This window comes from Shinella sedimenti (assembly GCF_022601905.1).
Lineage (GTDB): Bacteria > Pseudomonadota > Alphaproteobacteria > Rhizobiales > Rhizobiaceae > Shinella > Shinella sedimenti.
The window spans coordinates 25,499-49,484 of sequence record NZ_JAKVIN010000007.1; the positions used below are offsets into that span (position 1 = coordinate 25,499).

Below are 23,986 nucleotides of genomic sequence, written 5' to 3' on the forward strand. Positions count from 1 at the left end.
GGGGAGCCCCCCGGCCCGTGCACTCAGAAAGGATAATGCTGATGCGGGTCCTCAATGGTGATCCAACGGAGATCTGTGAACTCCGCGATCGCTGCTTTGCCGCCGAAGCGACCGTAACCCGAATTCTTGACGCCGCCGAAAGGCATCTGGGCCTCGTCGTGGACCGTCGGCCCATTGATGTGGCAAATGCCGGTCTCGATCTGTGCCGCGACAGCCATCGCTCGTTGGACATCGCGGCTGTAGACTGACGAGGACAGTCCATACTCCGTTTCGTTCGCGATGCGGACGGCCTCGGCCTCGTTCTTTACGCGCACGATCGACTTTACCGGTCCGAACGACTCTTCCTCGAAGGTGCGCATGCCAGAGGTCACGTGATCGAGCAGTGTCGCATCGACGACCGAACCATTACGGTTGCCACCAGCGATAAGCTTTGCGCCCTTTCCAACGGCATCGGCAATGAACTCTTCCATCTTGGTCGCAGCTTCCGGTGTGACCAGCGAACCAAGCACGACGTGCCCGCGCGGATCGCCTGCCGGCAGCTTGCTTGCGCGCGCGGCGAGCTTCGCGACGAATTCGTCGGCGATCTTCTCATCGACGATGATGCGTTCGGTGGACATGCAGATCTGACCCATATTGGCAAAGGCGCCAAAGATCGCACCGTTTACAGCTGCATCGATGTCGGCGTCATCCAGCACGATCATCGGCGCCTTGCCACCCAGTTCCAGTAGCGCCGGCTTCAGGTGACGGCCACAGAGCTCGCCGATGATGCGACCGATCTTGGTCGAACCGGTGAAATTGACGCGACGGACCTCGGGCGCGGCAACAAGCGCCTCGACGATCCTAGCTGCATCCTCGGGCGCGTTGGTGATGACGTTGATAACGCCATCCGGCAGGCCTGCCTCAACGAGAGCCTGACCGATAAGCACGTGGAGACCTGGGCAGGTTTCGGAAGCCTTGAGGATGACGGTGTTACCGCATGCCAAAGCCATGGCGATTGCGCGCGTTCCGAGAATGATGGGGGCGTTCCAGGGCGCAATCCCCAGGCAGACGCCTGCAGCCTGACGCATCGCCATCGACACGGTGCCGGGCTTATCGGAGGGAATGATCTCGCCCTGGATCTGCGTCGTCATGCTCGCTGCCTCGCGAAGAATGCCTGCCGCGAGCATTGTGTTGAAGCCGGCCCATGGCGCGGTTCCGCCAGTCTCCTCAATCATGATCCGGGCAAACTCATCCGCCTTGGAAGCAAGAATGTCCGCCGCTTTCAGGAGCAATGCACGGCGCTGTCCCGGGCCAGTCTTCGACCAAGCCGGAAACGCGGCAGCTGCGGCCGCCACGACGGAGTTCACATCATCCAGATCGGATGCCGGGGCGCGGCTTGCCACTTTGCCGGTGAACGGGTCCATGCGATCGAAGGTCTTGCCAGAAATGGCGGGCACGAACTTGCCGCCGATAATCTGCTTGAGTTCCAACATGGTCTTTTTCCTTTTTCTTATAAGCCGAGGACGTCTGCATCGGTGGAGGGTTCGAGGCCACCATCATTGGCAATGTTCACCACGCTGATCCACCGTTCTTCGTCGCAGCCATAAATTCTTTCAGAAGATTGCATCAATCAACGGCCGGACGATACCAGGAAGTTCGGACCTACTTAATGGTCGAAAGCTTGGCGGAAAATCGGAAGCCGAGAGCGTGAACAGCGTGCACCGGCAGCTCTGTATCCACAGCCCTCGCCTTTTGTCTCAACCGACGCAGGACGGCATCGACACGGCGACTTTCAATGTCGATCTCCCGGTAGCCAAGCGCCAGCGCCAGCTCTTCTCGGGACGCTGTTTCCCCTCCCGCCTGAGCCAGCCGATCCACGAACGCCGCTTCCCTGCCCGAGAGTTTGATTGACACACCTGTCGGGGCCATAAGGCGTTGCCCAGCGCGATCGAATGTCCAAATGGCGTTTGATGTCATCTCGCCTTTCGCAACGACCTCGGCCCGACGAAGACGGCGCGCAAGGTTCCTGATGGCGAGAACGAGTTCCGCGCCATCCACGGGCTTGATAAAGAAGAGGTCCGCACCATCCTGGTAGCCTTGAAGGCGGTCCGCGCGCCCGCTTCTGGCTGTAATGATGATCAGCCCGATGCCGGTGCCCCGCAGTTCACGTGCTACGTCCAAGCCGCTTCCGTCAGGCAAGCCGAGGTCAATCAACGCGACGTCAAAGTCTCCATCCACGATCGCCTTGCGAAACGATGCCACAGATGCAACATCGACCACCGAGATCGAGTTCAAGCTGAGGAAGTCAGCCAGACTTTTTCGTAAAACCTGATCATCCTCCAGGAATATGGCCCTGATTGGCCTTTCCCTCATGCTACTCAATGTACTTGTCATGCTCATGCTATCAATCGGTCTCAACAAAAGGGCGCATTACCTTCCCTACGCTCCCTGGGCTCATCAAATATGGCGTCACGCCGTAAAACTCGCCATGTTCGCCGCTATCGCGCTTGGCCTTTACGTGTTTCAAGCATCACAGTCGATCGCGGGCGATCCAAAGACAGCTTCGATCAGAGCGCTTGAGGTTCCCAGCAATTTCCGCGGCAATTTACCCTTAGATGGCTATGTCGATGCAACCGCGCGCGAAGCTTACGATATCAGTTTCGACGAGATGTTTCACCATCAGTCGGAAAAGTTTCACCCTATCAATGGGCACGGACTCAATCTCGGATTTGTAAAGGCGTCTGGTTGGCTACGATTTGCGATTGAGCGTAGCCCATACGCGCTGGACCAGCGGGAGCAGACGGTCCTTCTGTCCCTGCTGCCGAATATGACAAATTTCATCGATGTGTTCGTGGCAACCGACAGGCCCGGGCTGACGGCAAGGGATTTCACAAAATTCGAGATGGGAGACTATGCACCTCTCCTGACGTCGAGCTTCAATGGCCTGGACAACGTTCTCAGGCTGCACTTGCCAGCGCGTGGAAGGCTTCTGGTCTACATTCGCGCAGCCAATATCGATACGAGCCTCAATCTCTCGGCGACCCTTCATTCTCCGGAGGGCTATGGCAAGCGCATCCTCAACTCAAATCTCGTTGTCGGGCTCTGGATGGGCGGGATGCTGATCCTGATTGCGGTACAGCTTGTGTTTTTCTGCCTCGACCGCAGATCGCTGTATGGCTTACTCGCGCTCCACATATTTTTTACGACCCTGGCATATTTTGGGGGACTTGGACTTTCGAGGCTATTGCTCTTTCCATCAGGAGGAACGGGGAACGACCTCTTCATCGGGACGTCCAACTGGCTTGGTCTGACGACCGGCACGCTGTGCATAGCAAGTATTCTCGACCTGCAGCAGCGATATCCTAGGCTTGCGCTTTTCTATCGACTTGGCGCGGTCGCCGGGCTTGTTGGGGTAGCGCTGGTCCTCACAGGGCATAATCGCTGGTTCACACCGATCTCGGGTCCTTTGATCCTTTTCGTCACCACAACGGCGCTGGGCGTGACGATGATTGATTTCTGGCGTCTTCGCCACACCGAGGCAGCGCTGAAACTTGCTGCCTTCGCATTGCTTTGGGCAGGCCTGCTTTTGACCAACAGCCAGCGATACGGCGTGCTTCCGCTGCCGAACTGGGTCTCAAAATCCTACGGAACGACGAGCATCATCTATTTTATCCTGATTACGGGCTCGCTCGCTATTCGTCTTCGCATGGCCGAGGAGACGAGCAGGACGGCAGACCGGAAGGCAATAGAAGCAGCGTCTGCCGCCGAAGCACTCGCAACCCGCCGCGTTGCGGAGCGAACTTCACAACTGGAAGAGGCGAAACGTACGGCAGAAACAGCACTTCAAGCCGAACTAGAAGCTCAGAAAATGCAGGTTCGGTTCATGGAGGTTATCTCGCACCAATACCGAACACCGCTCGCGGTCGTTCGGTCCAATCTGGAGAGCGTGAGGTTCACCTTGCCAACAGATGACGCCGCCAATCGTGAGCGGCTGGACAGGGCGCAACACGCAATCCGTCGCCTTGTCGAAGTGATCGAGATCAATCTTTCCCGCAGCGTTTTCCAAGGTAGCTCCTTTGATCCCGCCTTCGCACGGTCGCCGTTAGGCGAAGTGATCGACCACGCCGCGAAGCGCATAAAGGACCTTTTTCCAACAGCGATCATCGACCGCGACGACAGCAAGGTGCTCGGCATCCGCCCAGTCTCGGTTGATTGCGAAATGCTGTCGCTCGCTCTCGTCAATCTCCTTGAAAACAGTATCAAATTTTCACCGGCCGACACGCCTCGAGTGGTTATTTCGCTGATATCTCATGACGATTTCGCCGTCATCGAAATCCGCGATTTTGGAATCGGAATCCCAAAGAACGAACTCCATGATGTCATAACGCTGGGAGGTCGGGGGTCGAATGTATCCCATCTAGAGGGTACAGGAACGGGCTTGTCTTTGGTCGCCCGAATCGTTTCTGCCCATCACGGCCGATTCGAGATTTCCAATGCCTTGGACGGCGGCACGATCGCCCGAATCTTCCTGCCCGCGTAACCACTTCCTAATGAACATCAGCGATTGCGCGCCCACTGATGCATAGACAGCACGCTGTCCGTTCCAACCCGTTCCAATCCGTTTCAATTGCGTCCTATCCCGGTATGACCCACCCGCCTAATCATTGGCCTGAACAAGAACTGAAGATCCAGGCGGGTGTTTTCAAACATGCATTCCTCTTTAAAATGCCGTTCCCTTCTTTCGAGTTCGGCGATTGCCGTGCTCGCCTTTGCAGCTGCGTCGCAGGCCAATGCTGCCTCGTCAAATTACGTGGGATTGAGCGGAGATGGGCTCGTTCTGCTTGAGCGAATTCATGACCCTCACACGTTTAATTCGTATATTGTGCTGACTAACACGCTGACTGGCGCTCAAACTCGGTTAGACATCCAATCGTCCAACTCGATGTATGCGAACGCTCTCAGCGAAAACGGCAAAACGGTCGTCGGTTCGTACAACAACGGAAGTGCCAATACGGCATTTGTCTGGACCGACGGTGTGTTCACAGACATCGATCTGGCTGGCGCGTCATCATCCTCCGCCGTCGCGGTCAGCGCAAACGGCACAGCCGCAACTGGCTATGCTTACATTATGAACGACATGGAAGCGTTCTACTGGACCAAAGCAAACGGCGCCCGCCTGATCGACGGTCTTGGAGGAGATCACACGTATACTTACGGCATTAGCGCGGACGGATCGACCGTGATCGGCGAATCGCAGCGCGCGACGGGAAACCCTTTGCACGCATTTGTTTGGACAGCGAATGGCGGTGCGGTCGACATTGATACCATCTTCGATTCTTCCAAGGCTAACCTTGTTAGCAAAGATGGTTCGGCCGTCGCGGGGATCGGCATCACAGGGCATAATAGATCACTGTTCCATTGGACATCAGCCGGGATGGTCGATGCGGGCAATCTAGGCGGTAACGGCAATGACCTCAACGCCACCGCGATGAGCAGGGATGGTGGTGTAGTGGTTGGCTACGGTGCGGATGCTACCGGCTACTATCGTGCGTTCAAGTACACCGCGGGCGCCGCTGGGCTTACAAACCTCGGCACCCTTGGCGGAGTCGCTTCCAGAGCTTTCGATGTCAATGCTGATGGAACAGTCGTCGTTGGTGAATCGAGAGATGCGTCCGACGTAGCCCGTGGCTTCCGCTACACGGAAGCCACGGGGATGCAGACCGTCGAGCAATGGCTCGCCGCAAACGGTGGAACGGTCGGAGACCTCAAGACCGCGAGCGCGGAGCTCGTTTCCGACGATGGCAATGTCATTGTCGGGAGCACCAGCGACTACAAGACTTACATTGCCAGGGTCGAAGGCGAACACGTCGGTATCATCGATACGGAAAAGTTCCTTCCGACTGTCGCAGCTGTCGGCGCCGTCGTCGGCCAGAACGGGATTCTGCACGCCGATACGGTCATGTTCGGCGCTCAGGGTGCGCCCATGCGCAACCTGCTGTCCGCCGGCCAAGCATCGGCCTGGGGCACTGTGGACGGCGGCTACGACAACACCGACTATTCCGATGGCGGTCTCGCGCTTGGTGAGTTCGGCCTAGGCTACGGCATCGGCGGCGGCGCCACGGCCCGTCTTTCACTCGGTGGCGTCTACACCAATCAGGATCTCGACTCCGGTGGCGACATCAAACAACGTGGCTTCTACGTCTCGCCTGAAGTGTCGGTCGACGTCGGGAGCAATGTCTTCGTCACAGTGGGCGGCTATTGGGGGCGGAGCAGCATCGACACGCGTCGTGGCTACATGAACGGGGCAGCACTAGACTTTTCCGATGGCAACACGGACGCGACGACGTGGGGTGCCAAGATCCGCGCCGATTGGCTTGATGCCGTAACGATCAATGATACAGCAATTACGCCGTACACAGCTCTTTCCTATGCTCGAACCAACGTCGATGCGTATACGGAAGAGGGTGGCGCCTTCCCAGTCAGCTACGGCGCCGCGAAGGATCACGCGACCATCGCGCGTCTTGGTGCCGACTTTGTCCACCCGATGACCGAGACGGTCAGGCTTCTGGCGAAGGTGGAAGCGGACTATCAGTTCGGCAATCGTGCTGCAGGAACGCAGGCCACTGTCGCCGGCATCAATTTCGATCTCGACGGGGCCGATACAAGGAACTTCTGGGTTCGCGGCGGTATCGGTGCTGAATTCGACGTCGGCAGCGGCACGGCTTCCCTTATAGTGAACGGAACCACGAAAGGCGCAGATCCGGAGGTATGGGTTCGTACCAATTTTACAGTGAAATTCTAACAATTTTCGAAACTACTCAGCCCCGGCAAACATGCCGGGGCTGAGTACGCGTACCTTCTCTCGGGACCTATTGTCGCGCGACTGAGGTCTTAAGGGAAACTTGCAGGTCAAGTTCGCCAGACAAGCAGAAAATGTAAGGTGGACGCTCTAACTGATGCGCTCATTCCGGGTTAGCACTAAGGACACCCCACTTTATTTCTCATAAAATCAAAGCGACATAACCCACAGAGAGTTAGTTTAACCGTATCCATCCGGCTTAGACCGCACCGCTTATGATTTTGGCTGGTCTGCCATGATGCGCTCGATCTTTTCCTGGTCGCATTGCTCGTCGGCAAGGAACTGGCGAACGCCTCCCTCCCAGGTGCGGATGTCGGCGAGGAACTCTTTCAGGCTCTCGACGCCCCGGTCGGTGAATGTCGTGATGCCCTCTTTGCTGCCGTCATGGGCATGGATCATCTCGCCATAGTCGATATTGTCGGAGTTGCTGGCGATTTCCTGGATGAGTTCGAGGTTTTCGCCGATCAGCACAGCGACGTAGCCGATCGTGTAGACATGCGTCGGGCGGCTCATCAGGCGGCCATCTGTCGGCCGCTGCCAGCGGCGAACCAGTTCCAAGGCAGCAGTTCCGGCAGTCGTGATACGGGAATGTTGGGCATGCGGGCGAGGATATCCGCCAACCAGGCCTGCGGATCGATATCGTTCATCTTAGCCGTGACGATCAGGGAATACATGAAGGCAGCACGCTCGCCGCCGCGCTGGGAGCCAGCGAATAGCCATGCCTTTCTTCCCAGAGCGATCCCGCGCAGGGCTCGCTCTGCCGCATTGTTCGACATGCAGAGCCTGCCATCGTTGAGGAACCGGGTGAAGGCTTCCCAGCGCCCGTCCTTCTCGAACATGTAGTTGATCGCCTTGGCGACGGGATTGTGCTTCGACATCTGGGAACGCTGGGCCATGAGCCAGTCGTGCAGGTCCTCGACAAGCGGACGAGTGTGCTGTTGTCGGGCAGCTAATCGTTCCTCTGCGGATTTACCGTTTATGCCACGCTCGATCTCGAAGAACGCGTCGATGCGGGCCACTGCTTCAAGCGCGACAGGCGATATCTCATGGGCAGGTTTGCCTTTGCGCACGTTGCCGGCGATGTCAGCCAGCTCGAAGAACTTCCGTCGCGCGTGGCTCCAGCAGAGGGCGCTGATCACCGCCGCGGGGCGGCGGTCGGCGCGATAAAGATCGTTGTAGCCGCCATAGGCATCCGCCTGCAGGATGCCGTGCCATCCGGCAAGATGCGTGTTGGGATGGGTCTTCTCCCGATCCGGCGAGAAGTAGAAGAGTGCCGCAGGAGGCGCACCACCCGCGAAGGGACGATCATCGCGAACGTAGGTCCATAACCTTGCCTGCTTCGTTGCGCCCCTGGCCAGCAGCGGCACGGTAGTGTCGTCGCCATGAAGCCGCCCGGCGGCCAGCACATGGGCGCGGATCAGATCATGAATGGGCTGCAGCGCCGTTGCGCAGGCTCCAACCTGGTCGGCCAGCGTAGAGAGGCTGAGATCGACGCCCTCCCTGGCGTAGCGCTCAGCTTGGCGGTTCAATGGTTGATGCTGGCCGAACTTCTCGAACAGGATAGTCGCGAGCAAGTTCGGTCCCGCCCATCCGCGTGGTGTCGCATGGAAAGGTGCCGGTGGCTGGCTGATCTTCTCGCAGTCCCGGCAGGTGAACTTCTCGCGCACCGTCTGGATCATCTTCCACTGGCGCGGGATCACCTCCAGCGTCTCGGTGATATCCTCGCCCATCTTAACGATCCGGGCAGAGCCGCAGCAGGTGCAGGTCGAAGGCGCTTCAATGATCAGCCGTTCGCGCGGCAGGTGCTCGGGAAACGGCTTGCGGACCGGGCGGCGGCGTTCAAAGGCTGGAACCTGCACAACCTCAGCCGCCACGCGTTCCGCGGCGATCTCGTCCTCGGTGGCGTCGGCCTCAAGTTCTTCGAGCTGCAATTCCATCTGGTCGATCAGCCGGGCGCGTCGTTCCGAACTCTGACCATATTGCTCGCGACGTAACTTGGCGATCTCGAGCTTGAGGTGCCGGATCATTGCCTCGGACGTCGTCACGACGGCTCGCACCTGAGCGAGATCAGCCTCGGCGGAGGCGGCACGCGCCTCCGATGCCGCAAGCGCGGCGCGTAACCTGGCTATCTCCGAAGCAGCGTCGTCCATGGCCGAAAGCTACCATGCCGCTTGTCAAAAGCCCAACAAAAACAGGGGAATGTTCGCGATCAGCCTGCCGTTGCAGGTCGCTGCGTCCAGCGTGGATTACGCCAGTCGATCCCTTCCAGAAGATAGCCGAGTTGAGCCGCCGACACCGGCACGGCGGAGCCATTCTGGCTAACCGGCCAGATGAACTTGCCTGCCTCCAGGCGCTTCAGGTAGAGCGACATGCCGACGCCGTCATGCCACAGGACCTTGATCAGGTCACCTTTGCGACCTCGAAAGCAGAAGACCTCGCCGCCGTGGGGATCGCGGCCAAGCCCCTGTTGCACCTTCAGCGCCAAGCTGTTCATGCCACAACGCATGTCCGTCACACCGCCCGCAATCCACACCTTCACCCCGGGCGGAAAGGCGATCATGACGCGTCCAGAACCGGCAACAGCCGAGCAAGGATAGTTGGATCAAGCGAAGCCGGGATCGTCAGGCGACGGCCGTTCGGCAGGCCGATCTCGATCATCCTGTCGTCTTCAAGCCGCCGCCGGTCCATCTCGAAAGATGCCGCCGGCGGTGGCGAAATCGAAAGCGGCACGAAGCCCGTTGACGCGGAAACATGCAGAAGCCCGCTTCGGTATTCCCGACGCCAACGGGTCAACAGTGACCGCGACAATCCATAGCGCCGCGCCGTTACCGAGCCCTGCCGAAAGCCTTGCAGGCTCTCCTCGACGATCCGAACCTTCTCTTCGTCCGACCAATCCCGCCGGCGACCAACATCGTCGACAGACATAAGCTCAATGGGGGAAATCACTGTAGTGCATGACATAAGCCATGGACTTAGAGCTAATCACCAAGTCAAGACAGACGGCCTTCGCCGCAGGCATACGTTTAACCAGTTCACCTGGTCTTGATGCTCGCCAACATAAGGATGGCCAGCAAATTTCCACTCCCCACGTTTTTCGATACACATGGAACACACTCGCGCCTGGACGATCCCCACGCTGCGTCAAGATCGCATACGCAGTTTTTGTAGAAGAGGCCGCCTGCAATCTTCTCTAAACGGAAAGCGTAGCAGTTTGCTGTGTAGACTGCCTGACGCCCAGTGGCGATCTCCTCGATTGGTATAGGATGGGAAGATCGCTTCTGGGCATGCCCCAAAGCTTTGGCCTGACGCGATGAGAGGCGTCACGCTCCTTGGAAGCTGACGGCGTCGCGACCCTTTAGATCTAGGATTTGGCGGGCTTGGTCCGGCGTGGCAACGCTCAGGCCTAGACCCTCGATGAGCTGCACCACCTTACGTACCTGTTCGGCATTCGACTTGGCGAGCACCCCCTTCTCGATCCATAGGCTATCTTCAAGACCCACGCGCGCGTGTCCGCCCATCGCGATTGACTGGGCCGCAACGCGGAACTGGCTGGCGCCCGCACCAAGAACCGACCATTCGAAGTCGCTGCCGAAGAGGCGGTCAGCCGTGCGCTTCATGTGGGACACATCTTCCGGGTGGGTACCAATGCCGCCCAGCAGCCCGAAGACGGACTGAATGAAGAAGGGCGGCTTCAAAAGGCGCCGATCGGCAAAATGCGCGAGATTGTAGAGATGGGCAATGTCATAGCATTCGAACTCAAATCGAGTACCGTGTTCGTAGCAGGCCTTGAGGACATATTCGATATCGGCGAAGCTATTGCGGAACACGAGGTCACGCGTGCTCTCCAGATGCGCCGGCTCCCATTTGTGCTGGAACGTCTTGTATTTGTTGAGCAGTGGATAGAGTCCGAAATTAATCGAGCCCATGTTGAGCGAGGCGAGTTCCGGAGCAAATGATACGGCGGGACGAACACGCTCTTCCACCTTCATGAACGGGCTTCCGCCGGTCGTGAGGTTGACTACGGCATCCGTGCCGGCTGCAACGGACGGCAGAATCCTCGCAAAACCTTCGGGGCTTTGGTCCGGCCGTCCGTCCTCACATTTGCGAGCATGGATGTGCAGGATCGCGGCGCCTGCGTCAGCAGCGGCGAGCGCTTCAGCGATGATCGCCTCCGGCGTCACCGGCAAATGTGGCGACATACTCGGGGTGTGGATGGCACCGGTCAAGGCGCAGGTGATAATGACAGGACGGCCCTTGGACATTGTTCAATCCGTATTAAATTGATTTATCAGAGAGTTTCGACGTTCCCGTCCACACCGATGAGCTGGCCGGAGATGTTACGCCCGGCCTTCGACAGTAGAAATGCTGTCGTCGTCGCAACATCCTCGGGATCGACCATCCGGCGCAGGGAAATGTTGCTGAGATAGCGAGCACGCATCTCGTCCGCTGTGACGCCGACTTGTTCCGCACGAGACGAAATGACGTTTTCCATCCGCGGACCGGCAACAATACCAGGCAGAAGCGCGTTGACACGAATATTGAACGGACCGAGTTCCTTCGCGAGGCTGAGCGTGAATCCGACCACGCCAAACTTTGCCGCGGAATAAGGCGTGCGATAAGCATAACCGTGCCGTCCGGCAGATGACGACATATTGACGATGGCTCCACCATTGCCCGCCTTAAACAACGGCACTGCTGCACGTGTGCAAAGGAACTGGCCGGTCAGGCAGATATCAAGGGTTCGCCGCCACTCATCTGGATTGATCTCCTCCACGCCGCCGGTCGGACCTGCAATACCGGCATTGTTGACCAGTGCATCCAGGCCGCCAAACTCATCGCTGACTTGAGAGAATAGCCGCATAACATCGCGTTCTTCCGACACGTCTGCCTTCATCGCCACGGCGTTTGGTATCGCCCTTCGAAAGGCATCGAGCGCCGTTTCCGATACATCACACACGGCAAGGCGACACCCATGCCCAGCGAGCTCGCGTGCGATGGCAAGGCCAATGCCACCAGCTCCCGCGGTGATCAAGACGCGCTGCCCAGCGAGCCCAGACGCTAGGGACGAAGCTGCTTTTTTCATTAGCAACTCTCCCACGTCACGTTGACGACTTTTCTCATGGCATACTCCTCCAATACACTTGTATGATTTGATCATAGATCAAAAATCAATCTATCTTCAAGTCTGAAAGTTTTTGAGCTATGACGTAGATCTTTCCACGAAGTGAGCCACTCAGGGTGGCAGGGGTAGTTCATGAGTCCATTGCCGATCACGCCAATCGCCCACGCCACAATGCACGAGCATGTCTACAAGCGGCTCTGCGACCTTCTCCTGGACGGCAGCATTGCGCCCGGCCAGATGGTCACCATTAACGGACTAGCCGAGTCTTTCGGTGTTAGCGCCATGCCCATCCGAGAGGCTTTAAAGCGTCTGACTGCAGCCAATGCACTCACTGTTGTTTCCGGCCGCACAATTGGCGTGCCAAACCTCGATGCCGACCGAATTCGCGACATGCGTCGCGTACGCCTTCTGCTTGAACCAGCGGCCGCCCGTTGGGCAGCAGAGCGTATAGACGACGCCTTTATTACCGATCTGGCAGAGGCGCTCTCAGAGCTGGAAAAGGCCGCAGCCGACATGGACCGCGCTCGTTTCGTGCGAAGCAACCATCGCTTCCACTTCACGATTTACCGCCACGCCAACTCCGAGACGGCGCTCAGCGCTATAGAGATGTTGTGGCTGCGGGTTGGTCCGTCATTCCATCTGTTGCGCAAGGAGAACCAGTACCGCTACTCGAATATGATGCACCAGGCGGCGTTTGAAGCCTTTAAGCTGGGCGATGCGGACGCCGCCGCAAAGGCTATCCAGAACGATATAGAAGACGGAATGGATAGCCTTTTGGCGCTTCTCTGATCAGCCATTCGACGAGTAGCCGCCATCCACTGGCAGCACGACGCCGGTGATGAAATCCGCAGCCGGCGAGCACAGAAAGAGTGCTGCGCCGGCAAGATCATCCGGCTTCCCCCACCGGCCGGCCGGCGTTCTGGCGAGAACCCGGCCATGCAGTTCGGGAATCTGGACTTTCGCGCCAGCCGTCAGATCTGTGTCGATCCAGCCGGGCAAAATTGCGTTCACCTGAATTCCGTCCTTCGCCCATGCTTGCGCCAGCGATTTCGTCAGTTGAACAACACCGCCCTTCGCCGCTGCATAAGGCGCGGACATTGCCGATCCAAATAGCGATAGCATTGAGCCCACGTTCAAGATCTTCCCGCCATTGCGGGCCAGTTGTGGGAACACCTGCTGCGAAACGAGAAAGGCCGTGGTGAGATTAATGGAAATCAGCGCGTTCCACTCAGCCAGCGAGTATTCCTGTGGCAGCTTGCGATCGTTGGTCCCGACATTGTTAATCACGATGTCGAGCCTACCGTAGTGCGACACCACCTGCTCAACCATGGCAGCGACTTGCCGCTCGTCCGTTGTGTCCGCGACGAGTGCTAGCCCCGGATCACCATTTACGGATGAAAGCAGTAAGGACGCTTCGTCATTCTTCCGCAAGTCACGCCCGACGATTGCAACAGTCGCCCCTGCACTATGCAACGCCTTCGCCATGGCAAGCCCAATTCCGCCATTGCCGCCCGTGACAAGCGCCACCTTGTTGGATAGATCGAACATTCAAGCCTCCATGGTTGAACAAGCCGGGAGGTAAGTCCCCCGGCTCATTTGTTGACTTTACAACGCCGGATTACCGACCCGTCCAGCCGGCATAGTCGTTGACGTTTTCGCGTGTTACCAGCTTGGGCTCGACAAGTGTCAGTTTGCTTTCCGGGACCTTGCCATTGATGAGGTCATAGCCCAGCTTCACGGCAAGCTGCGCCATGCCGTAAGGGTCTTGGCTTGCTGATGCCTGGACAAGCGTGTCGGACTTCAGCGCCTCAACGATGTCTGGTGCACCGTCGACGGACGTGATGATGATGCCGCCACGGCCCAGCTGCTTGGCCGCTAGATCGCTGCCCAGTGCTTGCGGGTCGCAGCAGGCGAAGACGCCGTCAATATTCGGGAAGCGTGTTAGGTCGCTCAGCATGACGGCCATACCGCCTTCGCGCGAGCTCTTGCCGTCTTGGTTATCAGCAAGCACGTTGATGCCGCTGTTGGCCGAAAACACCTCCTTGCACCCCTTTACACGATCGATGACGGCCGAGTTCTGCGGGCCGTTCTGGATGACAACGTCACCTTTACCCTGGAGCTGATCGACGATGAACTGGCAAGCAATCGCGCCAGCCTTCACGTTGTCTGTCGTGACGATGATATCGGCATTGGCAACGCCGGTATCGACTGCGAGGACCTTGATTCCGGCAGCCTGCGCCCGAGCGACAGCGGGCTCGATGGCAACCGGGTCACCGGGTGTTATCACGATCAGATCGACGCCGGCGGCGATGAAATTGTCGATCTGCTCGAACTGTTTATTGAGGTCGAGCTCGAAACCGAGCGTCGTTGTGCGTACGTTCGGATTGATCTCCTTGGCCGCGTCTTCGGCGCCCTTGGAAAGTGCGACGTAGTATGGATTGCCGAGCGATCCAACAGAGACGCCGATACCGTTCAGGTCTTTTGCCTGGAGCGGCATGCTGCTCATGGCAAGAAACGCCAGAGCCGGAATGATACGAAACTGCATATGAATTCCCCTTTTTGTTTGCAGCAGATGATCCCTGCAGAGCAGGATTTCCGGCCCTCTGGGGGCGGAAAGGTTACTGGCGCAGCTTGTCAAGAATGACGGCGCCGATGATGACAAAACCCTTGATGATGTACTGCCAGACGTCGCTGACACCGAGGAGCACGAGACCGTTCGTGAGCACGGCGATGATGAGCGCACCGACGAGCGTGCCCCAAATCGAACCTACGCCGCCAACGAAGCGCGTGCCGCCAAGAATGACTGCGGCGATGGCGTCGAGTTCATAGGATTGACCGAGCTGCAGGCCGTTTGCCGCATATAGGCGCGAGGCTGACATCACACCGCCGAGACCGGCGAGTAGTCCAGAGATCCCATAAGTGAACAGGATGACCTGCCAGACGCGGATGCCGCTCATGCGCGCCGCTTTAGGATTTCCGCCAACGGCGTAGATCCTCACGCCGAGCACGGTGAAACGCAGCACCAGCCATGATAACACAACGACGGCAAGTGCGATTAGCACCATCCACGGAATACCCATGACGGTCCCATTGCCAATCACAGCAAAGGGAAGTTCGCGGTTGAAAACCGTCTGGTCGTTACCGAGCAGGCGCGCGAGGCCACGCACGGCCGTGAGTGCTCCAAGGGTGACGATAAACGGCTGAAGATTGAACACAGAAATCAGCGCGCCGTTGGCAAGGCCGAGCACAAGCCCAACACCAAGCGCCAAAGTGACCGTCCCGAGCGCACCGAAACCCGGATCGATCGATGTCAGTACGCCCACCATTGCGGCAGCGGCCAGAACAGACCCGACTGATAAATCAATGCCGCCGGTAATAATCACGAATGTCATGCCCGCGGCCAGGACGATGTTAATCGAAGCCTGCTGGGCCACGATGGCCATGTTCTGAACGGAAAGGACACGCCCCGCTCCCCATGCCGTGGCAAAATTGCCCGTCAGCAAATAGCCGCTCATCAACTGAAAGGCGATGGCGAGAATGATCAGGATCGGCAACATTCCCACGGCGCGCACGAAGGAACTGACACGTTGCCGCTCATTAGCGGGTGGCGAAAGAGAATGGGTTTGGCTTTGCATAATTCCGGCCCTTCTAGGCTCTTGCAGTGATGGCGTCCGACCCCGTGGCAATGCCGATGATCGCTTCTTGCGATATCGCCACGCCGGAGCTGCCGTCCACTTCACCGGCGATCCGCCCCTCACGCATCACAAGGACGCGATCCGAAAGCCCGATAAGTTCTGGCAGTTCGCTCGAGATCACGAGCACCGCGGCCCCCTCGGCCGCGAGATTGTTGATGATCTTGTAGATTTCCGACTTCGCGCCGACATCGACGCCACGCGTCGGCTCATCGAGTAGGATGACCTTCGGCTTGCGCTGAAGTAAGCGTGCTAGCAGGACCTTCTGCTGATTGCCCCCCGAGAGTGTGCCAACGATCGTATCTGCGCCACGAACACGGATGTTCATCGCGGCGATCGCCTCGGCGCTCCGTTTCGCCCCTGCTGAAGCGTTCAAGACAGCGGTTCCCCAAGCGTCGTCTGCAAGGACGTTGAGATTGATGTTGCTGTGTACCGACATGTCCAGCAGCAACCCTAACCCCTTCCGGTCTTCCGTCAGATAGGCGATGCCGGCATCAATGGCGTCAACTGGTGCGTTTAGCTGCAGCGGCTTTCCGTTTAGCGTGATTGTTCCGCTTTTCGGACGCTCGGCGCCGAAAATGAGGCGAGCAAGTTCCGTTCGACCCGCGCCGACAAGCCCGGCAAGGCCCACAATTTCCCCTGCGCGGAGTTCGAGACTGCAGGGACCGAGCCCCTTCCCATCGCCGACGCCGTCGACGGAAAGAACGATCGGTGCGTCATACCCGACCATGCGACCGCTCCCTCCTTTCGTGTAGAAGGTGGAAAGATCGCGGCCGACCATCATAGAAATGAGCTTTTCTGCGCCGAGCTCTCTACGGTCGAGTTCACCTATAAATGTACCGTCTCTTAGAACGGAAACGCGGTCGGCAAGTTCGTAGATTTCGTTCATGCGATGGCTGATGTAGATGATAGCGCGCCCCTCTGCCCGTAGCTCGCGGACAATACCGAAAAGCCGATCGGTTTCGCGCAGCGAAAGCGAGGTCGTTGGTTCATCCATGACAATGACACGCGCATCAGCCATGAGGGCCCGGGCTATCTCCACCATCTGCTGTTCGGCTATTGAAAGAGTGCCTACCTTGCGGTCTCGAGCCCATGCGAGACCGAGGCGCTGAAGGACGGGTTCGCAGCGCGCGCGCATCTTGGCGCGCGCTCGAAATCCGAAATAGGCTGTTTCATCTCCAAGTGTCATGTTTTCCATGACGGTAAGATTGTCAGCGAGGGCCAGCTCCTGATGTATGATAGCAATGCCCAGGCGCCGTGCGTCGATCGGATTGCGGATCGCTTTGGCAGCACCACTGATGACGATTTCACCACCCGGGTCGGGAGGAATAATGCCGCATAAGATACTGGTCAGCGTGGATTTGCCTGCGCCGTTCTCTCCCATAAGGGCGTGAACTTCGCCTGCGCGGACGGCGATGCGCACACCATGCAACGCCTTGTGCGCACCGAAGGATTTGCTGATATTGCGCATCTCGAGGAGGATCGGCGCTTCGCTCGCCGCTGTTGCCCGGCTGCTCATGGCCATCTCTCCTTTTTTCACGCGAGGAGCGCGCGGCGCGCATCGTTTGTCGCTTTACGATCTATTTCTCCGTCAACACAAAAAATGACACCGAAGAGTTCTTTTGCCTTCTCAGGGGAGAAGTAGCCTTCACGGACATCGCTCATTACGAGGTCCTCGTCGCGCTCGGCCGGGTTGCCGTAGCCGCCGCCGCCCGAAGAGATCGATATGATGCGTTCGTTTTCGGACAAAGAGACCCCAGTACAGGCCGGCTGCGGCTCGATGCTACCATCGCACAGCCGTTTCAAGGCGCCTGTCGGCGCGCCAGAAAGACCGCCCACCGCCCCCTGCGCAACGTTGATCATGCCATCAGCATTATAAAAGACCTTGAGGCTAGCGCCTTCCGCCGGTCCGAATTCTACACGGATCGAGGGAGCACCGCGAAATTTCCCGGCGCCTGCCGTGTCGGTGAGGATGCGGCGTTCCCAAACCGTGATGGGATAGCTAAGCTCGTCCACCTCGACGCAATCGTGGCGGCAAAGGCCGGCATTGCCGACGTGGATCAGTGTCAGCCAGCCATCTTGGCGCGGCGTTGCAGGACCACCCGTGATACCGAGATGCACCTGATTGACATAAGCGGTATCATCGCGGCGCGGATCCCGCCCAGAGATAACACCACCTGCTGGCGGAAATATAGGTCCGCCCTCGGCCATGCCGAAACCCGGTGATATCTGCGCGATCGCCACCTGGACGGGGCTCGCAACGCGATCCGCTAGATTGGTCGTTGCCACCGAGCAGCTGAACGGATGCCGCGGGATGCCAACCACGCAGTTTTCCCGCAAGTGAACCTTCAAGCGTCGAAACGCACCGGCATTGGCCGGGATCGTATGATCGCCGAGCGCATTGAAAACGCCGACCAGCGCGGCACTGCGCGAAGTGCCTTCCGTAAGGTTGAGACCACAGGGAAGGCAATCTGGATTGTCGCGAAGATCGACTTCGATCCGCCCAGCGACAGCATCCACGGTGACCTTTACGTCGACGGGTATCCCGTCCGGTGCGCCGGGAAAAGGATCATGCTTAGAGGAAACGATCGCGGTGCCGCTGTTCAGGCGGCCGATAGCGGCTGTAATGCGCCTCTCGGAATAGTCAAACCAGTTCTCGACATGTTGGGCGAGCTTTTCCCAACCCACTTCCTTGCCAAGATTAAGAAGTTCGTGCTCACCGATACGCGCTGCCCCGAGCGAGGCGAGGTAATCGCCCCACCAAATATCTGGCACGCGAATGCGCGCCTGGCACATTCGAATGACGTCGCCAACGTCCTTGTAGTTGCGCTGAATCTGCACAGCCGGGAAGATGAGCGCGCCCTCTTGATAGACGTCTTCGGCGTCACCGATATAGGTGGTGGGCTTCGAATTGCCGCAGTCGGCCTGATGCGCCTTCGCAAGAACCGTGTAGCGATGGACACCCTCATCATCAATGACGGGCACGACAAGACAATGGTCGGCGGCATGTGAATTGCCGTGATAGGGCGAGTTGTGCAGGAAAGCGTCGCCGCGTTTGAGCACAGGATGCATCTCGCTAACATATCGGGCAATCTCATCAGGACCGGCCATGACATGAGCGGGAAGGCTCACCGCCCCCGCGATAAGGCGGCAGTCCGCCGTCAGTACCACGCAGGAAAAATCGTGACCGCTGTTAAGAACTCCCGAACGAGCTGTACGGAATAGCGTGTTGGCCATTTTTCGGGCGATCGCATCAATTCGGCTTGCGAGGATCGCCATCTGGACGCCAGATTGGCTGTCTGTCCTGGTCATTGCTAAACTCTCCGGCTTCATAGTTGCACCACCAGACCGCCCCCCGCGCTACGCTGCGCGGTAGCACCTGGATCGATCACCACTGTCGTCACGGCCGATTCAACAATCGCAGGACCGTCCAGCACCTCGCCCGGCATCATCTCATCGAAACGCCTGACGTTTACTTCAGTCCAGCCCTTACCTGCGAGATAGATCGGCCGGCGCAGATCATGCTCGGCCACCTCAACGACAATCGGCTGGTGTTCGCTCTCATTCTGCAGCTTGCAGCGCACATAGGCGCGCCAAGCGATGATCTCGATGCCCGACTGGTCGTCGGAGATCTGGAAAAGCGTGCGATGTTCGGCATGGAAGGCCTTCACAAGCTGGTCGAGCGCTTCGGACTTCGAAAAGTCTTCATCCGGCACGGCGATCTCGATTTCCCAGACCTGTTTGGGATATCGAGCTTCAACGGCGATCTCTATGGACGTCGATACGGCGCCCTGGCCATAAGTATCAATGAAGGCCTTACACCGCTCCTTGAGTTCGGCTATCACCTTTGCGGCTGAAACAGGCTCGAAGGCTGCGCTCGACATGTAGCGGACCATCGTGAACTCACCATAGAGGTCAGACATTAGTGCTCCTACCGCACTCAGCGTCGCGCCCGTCTCCGGCACCAGAACCGAGCGGCAGCCCAGACGCTGACCGACTGCGACGGCGTTCAACCCGCCAGCACCGCCTCCGCCAATGAGTGCTGCGGATGATGCATCCACACCCTGGTTGACCGAAATTTCTTCGATCGCGCCCACCATCTTTTCGGTGGTCAGCGCCATCACAGCCAGTGCCGCCTCTTCGACACTGACGTTGAGCTTGCTCGCGACATTAAGCTCCAATGCTTTGCGAGCGTTTTCCACGTCGAGCACAATCTTGCCGCCAAGAAAGAACCTGGGATCAAGGTAACCAAGGATGACCGCACAGTCGGTAACCGTAGGCAATAGACCACCGCGGCCGTAACACACAGGACCGGGCGTCGAGCCTGCGCTCTGAGGCCCCACATGCAGCAGCCCGCCCTCGTCAACCCAGGCGATTGAACCACCGCCAGCGCCAACGCTCGTTACGTCCACGGACGGGAAGCCTGTCAAATGTCCCTGGAACGGCTGGCCAATCCACGTTTCCTTCGTACGCGGGATGCGGCCATTGCGAACTATAGAGACGTCATAACTCGTGCCTCCCGTATCTGCTACAATGGCGATCTGGCTTTCCGCGTCACGCCGGGCATAGAAGCGGCCGGCGACCGGTGCCATGGCAGGTCCGGAATTCAGAGCATGTATGGGCGAGCGAACGACCGCGTCGGCATCCATAACACCACCCTGCGAGGTCACCATCAAAAGGCGCCCCTTGAAACCCGCGCCGATCAGGCGGGATTTGAGACTGCCAAGATAGGTCTGCATCGTGGGCTTCAGTGACGCATCCATGCAAGCAGCCGAAGCGCGGCGATATTCGCGCAATGTTGGGTTCAGCTCATGTGACAACGTGTAGGGAACACCCGGGAGCACCTCCTGGATCAGTTGGCCGATGCGCTGTTCATGCGCACCATTTGAGACGGACCACATAAGGCAAACACCGATTGCCTCGGCGCCAATTGTTTTGGCCTTGGCAAGCGCGTCTTGCACCGATGTCTCGTCAAGTGCCTCAATGACTGAGCCATCAGAACCGATGCGCTCGGCGATCTCGAAAGTTTGCGCGCGTGGGACATAGGGTGAGGGATAGGGAACGGAGTAATTGAATGGGTCCGACCGCCCCCCCTCACGGATAACGAGCACATCCGGATGGCCCTTCGTCGTAAGGAAAACTGTCTTGGCTACATTGCCTGTCAAAACAGCGTTAAGCGAACGTGTGGTGGCATGCATAAAGCTGTCGACGCGCGCAAGCAGGTCAGTCTGTTCTTGTCCGAAATGTTCGGCGGCTAGCGTTATGGCATTGAGGATGCCCTCGACCGGGTCATGCGGTGTCGTCAGGCTCTTGAATATTCTGATTTCATGTTCAGTTGCGACAGCAAGGTCCGTAAAAGTCCCGCCCGTATCGCACGACATACGAATGCCCATTGGCACAGTTCCCACTCTTTTTTTGCGTACCGCCCAAAAGGGCTCTGATTGACTTTTGATCAATGATCATATTGTTCTCGCTGTTGAGCGGCGCTGTCAAGACCGTTTTCAAATCTTCCGCTCAACGAGCCCGCTGGAAAAGAGCCAGGCCGTCACCCACTCCCTCGGGAAGCACAGCTTCTCAGGCAACACAGGAGAAATGCGATGTCAGAAGATCTGTTGTGGGCGCCTAGTGCAGATCGGATGAAGGTATCGTCGCTTTATCAATTGATGAAACGGGCGTCCGCAGTTGCCGATAAACCACTTACATCTTATGCCGCTCTACACGATTGGTCGGTTGAAGAACCTGGCCTTTTCTGGTCGCTTGTATGGGACTTTGTGGGCGTGATCGGTGAGCAGGGTTCACGCTCGCTAGACGACCCTGGGCCGATCCAGGCAGCTCGTTTCTTCCCCGAGGCTTCCCTGAACTATGCCGAGAACCTGTTACGCAAACGTGGCACAGATGACGCGATTGTCTTTTGGGGTGAAGACAAGGTGAAGCAGCGTCTCTCCTGGGACGAGTTGCAGGCGCTGGTTTCCCGCCTGCAACAACTTTTGAGGGCACATGGCGTTGGGCCGGGAGACCGCATTGCTGCAATGCTTCCGAATATGCCGGAAACGATTGCGGCCATGCTAGCGGCCGCCTCCATCGGTGCCGTCTGGTCGTCTTGCTCACCCGATTTTGGCGAACACGGCGCGCTCGACCGCTTTGGCCAGATCGAGCCGAAGGTGTTTTTCGCAGTCGATGGTTACTGGTATGGCGGCAAGAAGATCGACATCCGTGATAAAGTTGCTGCGATCGCCGAGCGTCTGCCCGATCTCAACGCCACGATCGTCGTCGACTATCTGGGTAGCGCGAGAAAGGTCGTCAGCATGATGCGGAACGGTGCCGACTTGAACACGGCTCTCGCCGCTTTCGAAACCCGCCCCGTAACGTTCGAACGGTTGCCTTTTGCTCATCCGCTCTGCATCTTGTTCTCATCAGGAACGACGGGCATTCCCAAGTGCATTGTCCATTCGGCCGGCGGGACTTTGCTGCAGCATGTTAAAGAACATCGCTTCCACGCAGACATCCGTGAAGGCGACAAATTGTTCTATTTCACCACATGTGGCTGGATGATGTGGAATTGGCTCGCCACAGGCCTCGCATCCAATGCCACATTGCTACTCTACGATGGCTCGCCCTTTTCACCGGACGGCAACATACTCTTCGACTATGCCGATGCCGAGGGCATGACTTTCTTCGGCACTTCGGCGAAGTACATCGACACCCTGCGCAAATCCGGGCTCCGACCAATCGATAGCCATAACCTGACAACGCTACGGACCATCTCCTCGACAGGGTCTCCACTCTCGCCGGATGGGTTTCGTTTCGTCTATGACAGCATCCAGTCCGATGTTCACCTCGCATCCATTTCCGGAGGGACAGATATCGTGTCCTGTTTTGTGCTTGGCGTTCCAACAGAGGCGGTCTGGGCTGGAGAAATCCAGGGACCCGGCCTCGGCATGGCGGTAGATGTCTGGGATGATGAGGGCAATCCGATCCGTGTGACGAAGGGCGAACTCGTCTGCACAAAGCCGTTTCCATCGATGCCTACGGCATTCTGGAACGATCCAGACGGCATTAAGTATCACGCAGCCTATTTTGAGCGTTTTGAAAATGTATGGTGTCATGGCGATTATGCGGAATGGACGAAGCATGAAGGCTTAATAATCCACGGGAGGTCGGACACGACGCTCAATCCTGGCGGAGTCCGGATCGGAACTGCGGAGATTTATAACCAGGTCGAGCAAATGCCGGAGATTCAGGAAAGCCTTTGCATCGGCCAAGAGTTCGATGGTGATGTGCGTGTGATTCTTTTCGTCCGGATGGCTGGCTCGAACCGGCTCAACGAAAGACTCGTTGATACTATACGACGCAAGATCCGCGCGGGCGCCAGCCCCCGGCATGTCCCTGCAAAGATTATCGCGGTTGCGGATATCCCGCGCACGAAATCCGGCAAGATCACGGAGCTTACGGTCCGCGATATCGTGCATGGACGATCTGTCAAGAACAAGGACGCTCTGGCCAATCCAGAAGCCCTCGACTTCTTCAAGAACCTACCAGAATTGCAAGCCTAGTACGCCCCGTGTCGGCTCCGAAAAAGTGACGCAAAGTGTGAAAGGTCGGGCCGCATAAGATCAAATAAGGGGAACACCCGACGGTGCTCAACAAAGGGTGCTCAATTCAAGACAGGCGTGTTCGACTTTCCGTTCCGATACTACTTAAAGTTAATGGCCTTGCAGTACCCTCACGGGCAGCGACCTCTGGCTTGAGCCGATTATAAAGAGCCACACCCGCGAAGGGTTCAAAGCCCAGCGTCGTCGTGAAGAAGCTCCCCACTGAAACCGCATGAGGCGCCGTGATAGCCAATGCAGCCGCTTCGCTCCTCCAACAGCAACTTTCGCCCTTCTGTAAAGGTTAAGCCAATTTCGCAGTACCGCTCCTTGAGACCGGGAATCGAAGAATCAGGATCATAGGATTCGTTTTCGACGAAGAAGTTTCCGCCTGTCTTGTCGAGCTTAACCTCTCCGCCGACTCCTCCGCCACACCCCGGAAGATCGCCTTCCATGGCGACTGTTGTCTCGATCGAAATCTTGTAAATGTCGTCTTGTAGGTGCTTCAGATCGACGGTGAGATCTCCTTCTCCTTGGCCGGACCATATCCCCTGGACGCCAGCTGGATCCTGTGCATGGGCGGGCACAACCGCGAGATTGAGCGAGGCGGTGAGAAGAAGGTATTTGAACATATGCTCTCCGAAGGCAATCAGCGCTGACAACTACAATATGGTGCTTAAACCTTCCATGGAAATGCATGACCAATCAAGTCGGACTTTGGGATTTACGCTTCGGATTCCCACGC

At 57.8% G+C, this 23,986-nt stretch carries 19 protein-coding genes; 4 read left to right on the plus strand and 15 right to left on the minus strand.

All coding sequences use genetic code 11. The features are described from left to right. Positions 1-23: 23 nt before the first annotated feature. Entirely contained in the window at positions 24-1,472 is a 1,449-nt protein-coding gene (locus MKI86_RS16440; protein WP_241602634.1) for an aldehyde dehydrogenase, read from the minus strand. A 169-nt stretch (positions 1,473-1,641) separates the two neighbouring features. After that, the gene (locus MKI86_RS16445) at positions 1,642-2,379 is read right to left on the minus strand and encodes a response regulator transcription factor (protein ID WP_241602636.1); all 738 of its coding nucleotides are present in this window, start codon (positions 2,377-2,379) and stop codon (positions 1,642-1,644) included. A gap of 88 nt (positions 2,380-2,467) precedes the next feature. On the opposite strand from MKI86_RS16445, the gene MKI86_RS16450 reads away from it, so the two are divergent. Both MKI86_RS16450 and MKI86_RS16455 read left to right on the plus strand, forming a co-directional pair. Further along, positions 2,468-4,519: a sensor histidine kinase gene (locus MKI86_RS16450; RefSeq protein WP_241602638.1), complete on the plus strand. Its 2,052-nt coding sequence runs from the start codon at positions 2,468-2,470 to the stop codon at positions 4,517-4,519. 219 nt (positions 4,520-4,738) lie between these two features. After that, positions 4,739-6,781, plus strand: a complete 2,043-nt coding sequence (locus MKI86_RS16455) for an autotransporter domain-containing protein (protein WP_241602640.1) — start codon at positions 4,739-4,741, stop codon at positions 6,779-6,781. 270 nt (positions 6,782-7,051) lie between these two features. On the opposite strand, the gene MKI86_RS16460 is transcribed toward MKI86_RS16455, so the two are convergent. From MKI86_RS16460 to MKI86_RS16485, 6 genes are all read right to left on the minus strand, one after another. After that, a complete protein-coding gene (locus MKI86_RS16460; RefSeq protein WP_241602642.1) occupies positions 7,052-7,351 on the minus strand; it encodes a hypothetical protein in 300 nt (99 codons plus the stop codon). Further along, the gene (tnpC, locus tag MKI86_RS16465; RefSeq protein ID WP_241602645.1) at positions 7,351-8,988 is read right to left on the minus strand and encodes an IS66 family transposase; all 1,638 of its coding nucleotides are present in this window, start codon (positions 8,986-8,988) and stop codon (positions 7,351-7,353) included. Before tnpC ends, MKI86_RS16460 begins: the two co-directional genes overlap by 1 nt. Before the next feature lie 59 nt (positions 8,989-9,047). Further along, on the minus strand, positions 9,048-9,398 hold the full coding sequence (gene tnpB, locus MKI86_RS16470; protein ID WP_010009780.1) for an IS66 family insertion sequence element accessory protein TnpB: 351 nt from the start codon (positions 9,396-9,398) through the stop codon (positions 9,048-9,050). After that, positions 9,395-9,799 carry an IS66-like element accessory protein TnpA gene (gene tnpA / locus MKI86_RS23955; RefSeq protein ID WP_442475974.1) on the minus strand — a complete coding sequence of 135 codons (405 nt, stop codon included), beginning with the start codon at positions 9,797-9,799 and terminating at the stop codon, positions 9,395-9,397. Before tnpA ends, tnpB begins: the two co-directional genes overlap by 4 nt. Positions 9,800-10,158: 359 nt before the next feature. After that, positions 10,159-11,100, minus strand: a complete 942-nt coding sequence (kce, locus tag MKI86_RS16480) for a 3,5-dioxohexanoate:acetyl-CoA acetone transferase (RefSeq protein WP_241602649.1) — start codon at positions 11,098-11,100, stop codon at positions 10,159-10,161. Between the two features lie 26 nt (positions 11,101-11,126). After that, entirely contained in the window at positions 11,127-11,921 is a 795-nt protein-coding gene (locus MKI86_RS16485) for an SDR family oxidoreductase (RefSeq protein ID WP_241602651.1), read from the minus strand. Positions 11,922-12,092: 171 nt separating this feature from the next. On the opposite strand from MKI86_RS16485, the gene MKI86_RS16490 reads away from it, so the two are divergent. Beyond that, complete coding sequence (locus MKI86_RS16490; protein WP_241602655.1) at positions 12,093-12,749, plus strand: GntR family transcriptional regulator; 657 nt, start codon at positions 12,093-12,095, stop codon at positions 12,747-12,749. Here MKI86_RS16490 and MKI86_RS16495 read toward each other — a convergent pair whose 3' ends face one another. From MKI86_RS16495 to MKI86_RS16520, 6 genes are all read right to left on the minus strand, one after another. Continuing rightward, positions 12,750-13,508: an SDR family NAD(P)-dependent oxidoreductase gene (locus MKI86_RS16495; protein ID WP_241602657.1), complete on the minus strand. Its 759-nt coding sequence runs from the start codon at positions 13,506-13,508 to the stop codon at positions 12,750-12,752. Positions 13,509-13,578: 70 nt separating this feature from the next. Next, positions 13,579-14,505, minus strand: coding sequence for an ABC transporter substrate-binding protein (locus tag MKI86_RS16500; RefSeq protein ID WP_241602660.1), 927 nt, complete (start codon positions 14,503-14,505; stop codon positions 13,579-13,581). Positions 14,506-14,578: 73 nt separating this feature from the next. Further along, positions 14,579-15,595 (minus strand): ABC transporter permease subunit, encoded by a 1,017-nt coding sequence (locus MKI86_RS16505; protein WP_241602663.1) that lies wholly within the window; start codon positions 15,593-15,595, stop codon positions 14,579-14,581. Between the two features lie 13 nt (positions 15,596-15,608). After that, a complete protein-coding gene (locus tag MKI86_RS16510; protein ID WP_241602667.1) occupies positions 15,609-17,171 on the minus strand; it encodes a sugar ABC transporter ATP-binding protein in 1,563 nt (520 codons plus the stop codon). A 17-nt stretch (positions 17,172-17,188) separates the two neighbouring features. Continuing rightward, complete coding sequence (locus tag MKI86_RS16515; RefSeq protein WP_241602671.1) at positions 17,189-18,964, minus strand: hydantoinase B/oxoprolinase family protein; 1,776 nt, start codon at positions 18,962-18,964, stop codon at positions 17,189-17,191. Between the two features lie 17 nt (positions 18,965-18,981). Continuing rightward, positions 18,982-21,045 (minus strand): hydantoinase/oxoprolinase family protein, encoded by a 2,064-nt coding sequence (locus tag MKI86_RS16520; RefSeq protein ID WP_241602674.1) that lies wholly within the window; start codon positions 21,043-21,045, stop codon positions 18,982-18,984. Positions 21,046-21,249: 204 nt separating this feature from the next. Here MKI86_RS16520 and MKI86_RS16525 point away from each other — a divergent pair, with 204 nt between their 5' ends. Next, positions 21,250-23,205 (plus strand): acetoacetate--CoA ligase, encoded by a 1,956-nt coding sequence (locus tag MKI86_RS16525; protein ID WP_241602677.1) that lies wholly within the window; start codon positions 21,250-21,252, stop codon positions 23,203-23,205. 227 nt (positions 23,206-23,432) lie between these two features. Here the strand turns inward: MKI86_RS16525 and MKI86_RS16530 are convergent, their stop codons facing one another. Beyond that, a complete protein-coding gene (locus MKI86_RS16530; RefSeq protein ID WP_241602680.1) occupies positions 23,433-23,873 on the minus strand; it encodes a hypothetical protein in 441 nt (146 codons plus the stop codon). Between the last annotated feature and the right edge of the window lie 113 nt (positions 23,874-23,986).